At 41.9% G+C, this 10,713-nt stretch carries 11 protein-coding genes; 7 read left to right on the top strand and 4 right to left on the bottom strand.

Going from position 1 to position 10,713, the window contains the following annotated elements:
* Positions 1-17 precede the first annotated feature (17 nt).
* Positions 18-635 carry a Holliday junction resolvase RecU gene (gene recU / locus B5X77_RS19160; RefSeq protein ID WP_079509519.1) on the bottom strand — a complete coding sequence of 206 codons (618 nt, stop codon included), beginning with the start codon at positions 633-635 and terminating at the stop codon, positions 18-20.
* 177 nt (positions 636-812) lie between these two features.
* Between recU and B5X77_RS19155 the strand changes: the two genes are divergently transcribed.
* The 3 genes from B5X77_RS19155 (at position 813) to B5X77_RS19145 (ending at position 3,069) form a co-directional block, all read left to right on the top strand.
* Positions 813-1,745, top strand: a complete 933-nt coding sequence (locus B5X77_RS19155; RefSeq protein WP_079510310.1) for a DUF2515 domain-containing protein — start codon at positions 813-815, stop codon at positions 1,743-1,745.
* A 403-nt stretch (positions 1,746-2,148) separates the two neighbouring features.
* On the top strand, positions 2,149-2,391 hold the full coding sequence (locus tag B5X77_RS19150) for a hypothetical protein (protein ID WP_079509518.1): 243 nt from the start codon (positions 2,149-2,151) through the stop codon (positions 2,389-2,391).
* Positions 2,392-2,691: 300 nt separating this feature from the next.
* Complete coding sequence (locus B5X77_RS19145; RefSeq protein ID WP_176167377.1) at positions 2,692-3,069, top strand: YppE family protein; 378 nt, start codon at positions 2,692-2,694, stop codon at positions 3,067-3,069.
* Between the two features lie 90 nt (positions 3,070-3,159).
* Here the strand turns inward: B5X77_RS19145 and B5X77_RS19140 are convergent, their stop codons facing one another.
* Positions 3,160-3,357, bottom strand: coding sequence for a YppF family protein (locus B5X77_RS19140; RefSeq protein ID WP_079509516.1), 198 nt, complete (start codon positions 3,355-3,357; stop codon positions 3,160-3,162).
* Positions 3,358-3,548: 191 nt separating this feature from the next.
* On the opposite strand from B5X77_RS19140, the gene B5X77_RS19135 reads away from it, so the two are divergent.
* A complete protein-coding gene (locus B5X77_RS19135; RefSeq protein ID WP_079509515.1) occupies positions 3,549-4,094 on the top strand; it encodes a YppG family protein in 546 nt (181 codons plus the stop codon).
* 45 nt (positions 4,095-4,139) lie between these two features.
* Here B5X77_RS19135 and B5X77_RS19130 read toward each other — a convergent pair whose 3' ends face one another.
* Positions 4,140-4,610 (bottom strand): Hsp20/alpha crystallin family protein, encoded by a 471-nt coding sequence (locus B5X77_RS19130; RefSeq protein ID WP_079509514.1) that lies wholly within the window; start codon positions 4,608-4,610, stop codon positions 4,140-4,142.
* Positions 4,611-4,832: 222 nt separating this feature from the next.
* Here B5X77_RS19130 and hcp point away from each other — a divergent pair, with 222 nt between their 5' ends.
* Positions 4,833-6,134, top strand: a complete 1,302-nt coding sequence (gene hcp / locus B5X77_RS19125; RefSeq protein ID WP_079509513.1) for a hydroxylamine reductase — start codon at positions 4,833-4,835, stop codon at positions 6,132-6,134.
* Between the two features lie 63 nt (positions 6,135-6,197).
* Here the strand turns inward: hcp and B5X77_RS19120 are convergent, their stop codons facing one another.
* Positions 6,198-6,890 carry a Crp/Fnr family transcriptional regulator gene (locus B5X77_RS19120; RefSeq protein ID WP_079509512.1) on the bottom strand — a complete coding sequence of 231 codons (693 nt, stop codon included), beginning with the start codon at positions 6,888-6,890 and terminating at the stop codon, positions 6,198-6,200.
* 189 nt (positions 6,891-7,079) lie between these two features.
* On the opposite strand from B5X77_RS19120, the gene B5X77_RS19115 reads away from it, so the two are divergent.
* Both B5X77_RS19115 and B5X77_RS19110 read left to right on the top strand, forming a co-directional pair.
* Positions 7,080-9,356: a DEAD/DEAH box helicase gene (locus tag B5X77_RS19115; protein ID WP_079509511.1), complete on the top strand. Its 2,277-nt coding sequence runs from the start codon at positions 7,080-7,082 to the stop codon at positions 9,354-9,356.
* Positions 9,357-9,370: 14 nt separating this feature from the next.
* Complete coding sequence (locus tag B5X77_RS19110) at positions 9,371-10,678, top strand: ribonuclease H-like domain-containing protein (protein WP_079509510.1); 1,308 nt, start codon at positions 9,371-9,373, stop codon at positions 10,676-10,678.
* Positions 10,679-10,713 lie beyond the last annotated feature (35 nt).

The raw sequence follows: 10,713 nt of genomic DNA, 5'->3' as shown, positions 1-10,713 counted from the left end.
TTCTCGCAATAGAAAAACTAACTAAGTTTATAAAGATAATCGATAACTCTGATATAGTCAATCCTCGGATGAAGCCCAAGGGGGATTTTATGGCCGAAATGGATGACTTCTTCTTTTGTAATCGACTTCCTTCCGCCGGTAATCATTCTCTCCCAAAATGTAAGCAATTGGTTCGCTTCGAGCAGGTAGATTTCCTCCTCGGTCGAGAAACGGAGGATGACAAAACATATTCCTCCTTGCTCAAGTACCGCTTTCATATGGATAATCTGGTGTTCATGAAAGTTTTTTAATGGGAAAGATGTTGAAAACTTCGTCTCCTTTGCTTCAAAATCAATATATTTTCCTTTATAAACGCCGTTATAGTCTGTTGTAGAAGCTTGTTTAAAGTATGCCTCTTTTATGACAGCAGCACTCCTTCGCGGATAATCAACATTGACGATTTGAACAGGTGTAGGCTTCTTATGGATTACCGCAATGTTCCGGTCAAGATAAAAGGAGTTTGTTTCATTCAGGTCCTCCTCTAATGTCATCCCTCTATTGCTGTAAGCGGCATTCTTTTGATTTTTGCTTCTTTTTGCCGGCTCATTGTTAGTGTTAGGGATATATTTTTTTCCGTTTGGATAATTGAAAATCAAGCTGACCACCTCGCAGACTACTCTATATCATACCAAATTTCAGCTTCGTTTGGTTGAATAAAAAGCCTCATTTCAATTCACTCTAAGAAGAACCTATAGAAAAGGAAGAGAAAAGGTGTGTCAATAACCCAAATTCCTCAAATTTATCAGCTGCCTGACCATGAAGCAGAGATTGTTATGCAAATAAGGAAAGAAACGGATCAAAAGAACATGGACAATATATCACGAACACAAGCATATCTAGATTTCTATCTGGAATATCCAGAGATGATCTGGTCCTTCCTAGCCAGCATGGTATCAAGAAACGGAGGCTACAGCATGTGTGATCTGGAAGGTGACTGGTTCACAAAAATGCTTGCTCCTGACATCCGCAAACGATTATTCCTCACATATGAAAGAGCAAATTGGCTGATTTTTCGTGATGCTTTTTCTCAACTCCTTTTATACTCTTATTCGACGAAAAAAAGCGCTCCGATGTTTCACTTGCTGAAATACCTCGATGTATCAACATTTATGGAGAATGAATGGCGGCTGTTTTGGGAGGACGGAAATAAAAGAAGGTTATTGAATGCACTGATCATCAACGAACAAAATGTTATCCATGAGCCGGTAATCAGAGAGCCTGTATATAGGAGAAGAGTTTTCAATACTTTCATGTTCTCCTTTGAAGATCATCTTCACTTTAGTACGGTCCTCTTTCCTACCTGTGAAGGGGAGCTGTACGGGGCAAGCGTGAATGGTTTCAAATCTGTAAGCAAAAGGATCAACCTAGGAAAACGGCTGGCCTCTATATTATTTGATCCTTATTACTATCCATTGTTTCTGGAATTTGCTTTGAACACAGAACATACTGCCTCAAGATATGACTACGAGAAATACTTTCCGAACTATAAGAAGAGGGATACTCCATTCCTTCGATGTGCGTACCCTATCATCCATCATCATTACCGTGACCAGGGAGATTGGTATAAGAAGCGGAAGTTTCGCAGCGAGTGGTTCAATTCAGAGACAAAACACAGACATCCTATCCATCTGACAAAATGGTACATGAAAAAACAAAAACAACTGCATGCCTTAATCTCAGTAAAAGAATTATTCGCTCCGGAATGACTTGGAAAAACAAAAAAGCAAGGGATGTCCTTGCTTTTTGTTCGTCACTCTGCCGGACGGTTTGGTCCTTCAAGTTTTTTGTCACCATATCCCGTTTTCTTCTCTGCTGCTTTATTGGGCTCCTGTGCAGTTTTACGTTGTTTTTTATTCATGTGAACACCTCCCGATCTTAGTTTGTTCATTTGTTTATTTTTCATTCGATGGGTCTATGTCGAAGACTGTTCTCACCTCTGCTGAAATGCACTTTGTTTGGCGAATCTCTTCTAGTTTTGTCAACCATGAAGGAAGTTCCATCCAGGTAGAGAATTTACAGTTCAAGACACTTGAAACATTGTATAAATTCTTTGTCCTGCGCCCGGGTTCATATTGCCAGATCATAAATCTTAAGTTAGGAGAGATGTACATGAAACCAGGAATTGAAAGAGAGGAAATTTTAGGGGTATTGACTGAAATGGCCTGTTGCCTCGAAGAAACTGACATGAACTTGCAGGAATCCTTGTTGGAAATCCGTGAAACTATGTACAATGTGCATGCCTCACATATAGAAGAAACCAACATGCTTTTGGACAAAATGGAAGGGGAACTCCCAAAATCCATGAAACCAAAAAACGAAACAGCTTCTTTAAAACTTGAAATGAGTTTTTAAAATATAATAGAATATATTCAGCATTGAGTAGCTTTTTCCATGAAAGCTGCTTTTTTTGTGTTTTTTGGTTACGAAAAAATCTGGTTAATTTGAGACTAGTCAAAATAAAGGCAGAGGCCGTTATAAAAATAAGGTGATATAGAAAGATCGATAAGCTCAAAAAGGAGCAGAGCCTGAGAAAAGGTCACATAGAAACAATCTATCAGCCCAAAAAGGTTCAGTAACAAAAAGGTCACCTGGAAAAACCGGTAGCTAAGCTGCAGTATCACAAAATACAGAACGTGAGAAAGCGTGATTAAATTGAAACAAGAACATAACCTTATTGAATTGTCTGAGAAGCTGCTTGAGAAACTGAAATTTGCCCATAGGCGTTTTCAGCTTTCAAAGCAAGAAGGAGTAAGGGGAGACTTTGATGGAGAGGTAAAACCCTTTGCTGACGAAGTAAAAGTGAATACGGATTCCTGGAGAGAATCAGCTTCGATGTGGGTGAAGCAGAATAAACCGAAGAATCTTCATGTGAACCAGATTGAAACGGCGGCGAACTATTTGGAGGTCATTTCTATCCAGGCGTTTTTTCCGGAAACGAGCAAGAAGAGATTCCTTGACCAAATACAATCCGTGGAATTCATCCTGAGCAGTTTAATTCTCGCTCTTAAGCAAACAGGCAGCAAAAAATAAAGAAGCACCTTTGCATGAACTGCACCTGCTTGACAGGACGTGTCCGTCAAAGAGTGGGGGCAGATTATGCATTATGGTGCTTCAAGTTTATTATAGGGTTAGTTCTTTCTGATCTTCGGGAATGAAAGCTCCTTGCAATTCCAGCTCACGAACAAGGTTCCTGTATTCCAGAATCGTGATTTCATTTTGAATATACGACTTTTTAGTGAAGTCTAGTAATTCATTTACATGTTCCGGAGTGTATTCTTTTGTCTGGGCAAATAGATTCTTCAGTTCGTGAACGTTCATTTTTCATCCTCCTCCATCATTTGAATCAATATTATCATGAAAAGGGAATTGTCATTTATTTTTCAAAAATTGAAACTTCCGACAACATTTTTCATCGTTAGACAAAACCGGAAGGCTTTTCCATTCTTATCACCCATCGGGCGGTTTTATCATATGCTATCGTAATGAAAAATTGGAGGAGGATGTTCGCCATGTTTGGCCGCAGAAATAAGACGAATGCCTATCAGCCACAAGGATGGGAATTCCAATACAGTCAAAACCCCTATCTGTATAACGGGAATAATCAATATGTAAACCGGCAGCAGCCGCTCCCTCAACAATATAACGTACCATATTGGAATGCAATGCCGGGGAACTGGCAAAACCAATATTCGCAGCAGGGATATCCTGTGAATCCTTATGCTCCTGGCAACCCTCAATGGAATCAAACATATCCAATGGCTCAAAGCAAGGATAACTATTCAAAAATGCTTTTTCAAAATCCGCTCCAGCCAGATGATGACCCTATTTATGGGTACTATAACCCGCAGGCTGACTACCAGAACTTCAACCCCTATCCGCAGCATGCTTTCATGCCAAAACAGCCATCTGGCATGCAGTCGATCATGAATTCGTTTAAAAGCCAGGATGGAAACCTAGATATTAATAAGATGGTAGATACAGCGGGTCAGATGATGAATGCTGTTACCCAGGTCTCCTCACTTGTGAAGGGACTCGGTGGAATGTTCAAAGTCTAAAACAAACAAGCAGGCGATTACCGCCTGCTTGTTCTTGTTGCTTTCCTATTCCTCAATTAATATATCAAGTTTCTTACCTTGTTTCTTGGCGATTCTTATTTCAAGTAATCCATCACGATAGGAAGCTTGAGCCCTTTTTTCGTTGATGGGATGAGCAAATGGTATTGTCCGGCTAGATTGTCTGGATGACGCCATATGCTTCTCTGTTTTTGCGATCTCGTTGATTTCTGAAGTCATTTGTGTTTTGTTTACAAGTATTGTCAGGGAGTTGTTAATGATATCAATCGAAATTTCTTCTCTTTTGACTCCAGGCAATTCTGCTGTGACAACATATTCCTTGACTGTTTCATGTACCCGTAAATTTAACGATGAATGGGGGAACGGATGCCTGAAAAAATCATCAATACTTTCCAAAAGACCTTTAACTGGCTTCTCCTGCATTAGCTGGTTCATTGATTTAAACCATTGTTCAAGAGTTTCATATCTTTTTGGGCGATCAGGATGGTTGGTTGCCATCGTTATACATCCTCCTCTGCAAAAATTCTTATAACAGAATATGTCAGGATGAATGTCCCTGTTCAAAGTGAGATAATTTTTGTGCAGAATCACCGCTCATTGCTTCTCCTTATATTTGAACACTTTGTGAAAAATGCCTTTAGTGTGATTTAGGTCACTTAACCAATTCATCAACCTAGTTATGCTGAAACAGTAAATAAAGCCGAAAAGGGGAATAAACATATGTTTTGTTACCAATGCGAACAAACTCCGACAGGTGGATGTAAAGTTGTTGGTGTATGCGGGAAAGATGAAACGATTGCAAGTCTCCAGGATACAATCATTTTTGCACTAAAAGGCATTGCAGCATACAGAACCCATGCAAATCAGCTTGGATTCACGGATTCATTTGTCGATGCCACCACACACGAAGCATTATATATGACATTGACTAATTCAAACTTTAATGTACAGGAACATATTGATATGGCAATGAAGGTAGGCCAGTCCGCAGTACGTGTTATGGAAATGCTTGATGAGGCCCACACAAGCCGCCTTGGCATTCCGCAGCCTGTTAAGGTCAGCCAGAATAAGATTGAAGGTAAAGCAATCGTAGTAACGGGTCACAACCTGTTCGCGCTTGAAGAATTATTGAAGCAAACTGAAGGAAAAGGAATTAATATTTACACACACTCTGAAATGCTGCCAGCCCATGGTTATCCAGCATTGAAAAAATATCCGCACCTAAAAGGGAACATCGGTAAGGCATGGTTTGACCAGCGCCGTCTGTTCGAAAAATTCCCGGGCGCTATTCTGGCAACGACAAACTGCGTGATGCCAATCAAGGGTTCCTATGCAGACCGTATGTTTACATACGAAGTGGCGGGGCTTGAAAATGTAAGAAAAATTGAAAATGAGGATTTCTCCATCCTGATTGAAAGAGCATTAGAGCTTCCAGAAGCTAACATGGAATCGGATGAAACATTGGTGACAGGCTTTCACCATGAAACAGTCATTGGTCTCGCTCCTGAAGTAATCGAGGCAGTTAAGTCAGGCAAAATCAAGCGCTTCTTTGTCATTGCCGGGTGTGATGCACCAGGAAAAGGCGGGGAATACTATCGAGAGCTTGCAACATCACTCCCTCCAGAAGCAGTCATCCTGACTACTTCATGTGGAAAGTTCCGCTTCAATGATGTAGATTATGGAGTGGTTCCTGGAACCAATATCCCACGTTACCTGGATCTTGGGCAGTGCAATAACTCTGTATCGACAGTGAAAATTGCCAAAGCACTTGCTGATGCTTTTGAATGTGGCGTGAATGAACTTCCAGTAAGCATCGTCCTGTCATGGTTTGAGCAAAAAGCGGTAGCCATCCTGCTTGGACTGTTCAGCCTCGGTATCCAGGATATCCGCATTGGTCCAAAGCCGCCGGAATTCATTTCTGAAGGTGTGATGGAGGTTCTTCAGGATACCTTCAACCTGAAGTTAATCACAACAGCCAAGGAAGACATGGAAACAATGATGGGCATGAGTAAAACAAACTAATAAATAAACACCCGGAGCAATTTGCTTCGGGTGTTTGCTATTTTTAGGAAGTTCATGACTGGTCTAGACAAGCTCGTCCAGTAACACATCAGGGTCAAATATCATATTCCCATTTGAATCGGTGGATAATAGGTTATCTTTTTTCATTTTGGTCAACGTCCTGCTGACCGTTTCCCTGGTCGTTCCAATCATATTGGCCAGGTCTTTGTTTGTAAAATCCGTCTTCAATAGAACCTTGCCATCTTCATGCTGTTCTCCGTGAAGTTCACCAAGCCTGATTAGAAGCTTAATGATTTGTTCGTAGGTATTGTTAAGGATTTGGGCTTCGAGTCTTTCCTGAAGGTCGACAATTTTCTCCCCAAGCACCTTGAACACCTTTATGCTCAAGTGGGGGTTTTCAACAAGGACCTTTTCGAATTGTGAAATCGGGACAACGACAAGGTTTGCCCTTTCTAATACCTCTGAGTATCCCGGATAGCCGCCTTTCCTGAAGAAGCCCACATGCGGGAACATTTCACCCTTTTTAAGAATGGCGACAATTTGCTCCCGGCCACTGGCATCGCTTTTATAGATTTTCACTTTTCCTTCATGGATGAAATAAACATTTTCAAGAGGGTCCCCCTGCATGAAAATATGGCTATTTTTCTTCCATTCCCGGGAAATCGATATATCTACGATCTTGTCAAGTTCATCATCTTCCAGATCTCTGAACAATGAAAAGCCAGCCAGGACCTTTTTTATCTCATTTTTATCCAAAAGAAACACCTCTATATTAGCTATAGTCCGCTTCTATCATTTTAGCAAAAGAACGCTCAAAAACATATGCATTTCCTATTGAAGCTTCGATATAAATGCAATGCCAAAATCTAGCAGCCTGGTTTAATGATAATTTTTCTTTTGCAACGAACGTTTATTCGCTAAAATAAGGATAACGAGGTGAACGTTATGAAAGTCCGGAAAAGCATGCAAGAGATTTTGCAAGACTTAAAGGTTAGTGAATCGGTAAAGAAGAATATCGTCCACTGGCATACAATTGAGGAAAAAGAAGCCCAGACCGAAGAAATGCCAGAGGATTTAAGCGGAATCCTGAAAAGTGCTCTGGAAAGGCGTGGGATATCCCGGTTGTATACACACCAGAGGTCATCCTACGAACAAATCATGAAGGGGCAAAGCGTTGTTGCTGTCACACCGACAGCCTCAGGGAAAACGCTATGCTATAATCTGCCGGTACTGCAATCCATCATTGATGATCCAAATGCGAGAGCTCTTTATATGTTTCCTACGAAAGCACTGGCACAGGACCAAAAAAGTGAAATAAATGAATTGATTCAGGAGGCAGAACTGTCAATCAACAGTTATACATATGACGGAGACACTCCATCTAATATACGCCAGAAGGTCAGGAGGGCAGGGCATATCGTTATTACCAATCCGGACATGCTCCACTCGGCGATTCTCCCGCATCATACTAAGTGGGTATCTCTTTTTGAGAATCTGAAATATGTTGTAATCGATGAACTGCATATTTACAGAGGAGTGTTTGGCAGCCATGTTGCAAATGTCATCAGGAGACTGAAAAGAATTTGCCGTTATTATGGCAGTGACCCTGTTTTTATCTGTACATCCGCAACTATTGCCAATCCACTTGAACTGGCAGAAGGTTTGACCGAGAAAGAAATGGTATTAATAGACAATAATGGAGCCCCTTCCGGACGGAAGCATTTTTTATTCTATAATCCGCCAGTTGTCAATATTCCGCTCAATGTACGCAGGAGTGCGACTCTTGAAACCAGAAAGCTCGCGGGAGAATTCCTGAGAAACAAGATCCAGACCATCATCTTTGCAAGAAGCAGGGTAAGGGTGGAGATTTTACTAACCTATCTTCAGGAACTGGTCAAGCATAAGCTTGGGCCCAAAGCTATAAGAGGGTACAGAGGCGGATATCTTCCAACTGAGAGAAGGGAAATTGAAAAAGGACTGCGTTCCGGCGAAATATATGGAGTGGTCAGCACGAATGCCCTTGAATTAGGTGTAGATATCGGACAGCTGCAGGTATGCATCATGAACGGATATCCGGGGACGATCGCAAGTGCCTGGCAGCAGGCAGGGCGTGCCGGCAGGCGCCACGGAGAATCCGTGGTGATCATGGTGGCTAGCTCAAGCCCCCTGGACCAATATGTCATCCAAAATCCGGATTACTTTTTCAATCGCAGTCCGGAAACAGCCAGAATCAATCCTGACAATTTGATCATCCTGATCGACCATATCAAATGTGCTTCGTATGAATTGCCTTTTAAAAAGGGGGACACTTTCGGGGCAGCAGAAATTGAAGAAATTCTTGAATATTTAACGGAAGAGCGGATTCTTCACCAAAACGGCGAAAAATGGTTCTGGATGAATGATGCTTTCCCGGCCCATAATATCAGTCTTCGGTCGGCATCTCAGGAAAATGTCGTGATTATCGACCAATCAGATGTCGCAAATGTCCGGGTAATTGGTGAAATGGATACTTTTTCAGCAATGACCCTATTGCATGAAGAAGCGATTTATCTGCACCAGGGTATTCAATACCAGGTAGAAAAGCTTGATTGGGAAGAAAAGAAGGCGTTCGTCCGTGAAGTAGATGTCGATTATTTTACTGATGCCAATCTTGCCGTCCAGCTCAGTGTACTTGAAGAAGACAAGCACAGGGGTAATGACGAGACAGAAATTGGCTATGGTGATGTAAGCGTAAGGGCAATGGCTACCATCTTTAAGAAAATCAGATTTGAGACTCATGAAAATATCGGGTCAGGCCCGATATATCTTCCAGAAGAGGAGTTGCACACTAGCTCCGCATGGATATCTCTAAATAAGGAACTGTCAGAATTCAGTGATGACCGTCTGGAGGAAGGATTGATCGGTACATCGCAGGCATTGAAGCATATCGCGCCATTATTTGTGATGTGCGATCCCTCTGATGTCCATGTAGTTCCGCAGGTGAAGGCAGCGCATAATGAAAAACCAACGATTTTCTTTTACGATCGCTATCCTGGTGGAATAGGCCTGAGCGAAAAAATCTATTCTGGCATTGAGGACATTCTGAACCAGACGAAACAAATGGTCCTAAATTGTCAGTGTTCAGATGGCTGTCCATCATGTATAGGGACCGATACAACATCTATCCACTCAAAAAAAGATGTTGTGAAAATATTGAATCTATTTTTAAAAACGGCAGTATAGGAAGGAGGGGGAAAATGAGTTTAAAGAATAAACTGAACAGGCTGAAGCCGCACATTAAGAGTGGGCTTGAGATAAAGGAACTAGTGGAAGTCAAAAATATCATTCCGGAATCAGAACCGGTTAACGAAAAAGCTGAACCAGAAATTCCGTTTTTCGACGTATGGGAAAAAGAGCATGTTTCCCCCTTCTATTTTGATGGCCAATACTGCCTTGTAAGGGAAGTCGTTTATCCGCTGGACCATAAGCATGGGCATTACCAGTTCAGTGACCTGCTTAAGGCTGTCTCCATGTGGAATCAGGAACAGACAAAGCACCCACTATCTGCTTTTGGTCATAGCGCGGCCGATTTGGTGTTTTTTGACACAGAAACTACGGGACTTGGCGGCGGGGCAGGGAATACGATTTTCTTGCTTGGCCATGCGAGTGTCTCAGAGGATTCAGTAAAGCTTATACAGCACATCCTGCCTAGTCCGGGGGCAGAAGTCGCTCTTTACCAGAGCTTCTTGGAAAATGCAGATTATACTACACTGGTTACATACAACGGGAAGGCGTTTGACTGGCCTCAAGTTAAAACAAGGCATACCCTTGTCCGTGACCATGTCCCAAAGCTGCCTTCCTTTGGTCATTTTGATTTGTATCATGCTGCAAGGAGAATGTGGAAGCATAAGATTGAACGAATGAAACTTAGTATAGTCGAACAGGAAGTATTAGGTCTTGAGCGGAAAGATGATATACCCGGCTTCCTGGCACCCATGATCTACTTCGACTTTCTGGAAAGGAAAGACCCGGAAGGATTGCTGGGTGTCATCAGGCACAACGAAACGGATATCCTGTCATTATTGACACTTTATACACACTTAACTTTCCAGATACTTGGGTATGACCGATTCCAGACCGCACAGGAAACTTATGAGGTTGGACGCTGGTTTTCCTATCTTGGTGATACCGCCAAAGCAAAGCAGGCCTTTACTGGTATAATTGATGGTAAAAGCGAGCAGGAAGTCTCAGCAAAGCACGCACTTGCTTTCGAGCATAAAAAGCAGCAAGAATGGGACGATGCTGCATTACTATGGAAAGAGAGTGCTGAGAAGGGAAGCATCAAGCAAAAAAAAGAAGCATGTGTGGAGTTGGCCAAGCATTTTGAACATCGTGAAAAGAATTTTGAACTGGCACTTAAGTATTGCCGGCTTGCTGAGGAGCATATTCCTGGAGAGAAGCTGGCAACAAAAAAAGACATGATTTTTAAACAGGAGCTCGAAAAAAGGATACAGAGAATTTCCCGGAAAGCATTTCCCGGGCAAGCGCAAAATTCGGCAAAATAAGAGCGTTTTAACAAGTTTCGTCAGGAAATCTTTAT

This window comes from Mesobacillus jeotgali, assembly GCF_900166585.1.
In the GTDB taxonomy this organism is placed as follows: domain Bacteria; phylum Bacillota; class Bacilli; order Bacillales; family Cytobacillaceae; genus Mesobacillus; species Mesobacillus jeotgali_A.
The sequence above is the reverse complement of the archived record's forward strand: the minus strand, read 5'-3'. Positions and strand labels throughout refer to the sequence as shown.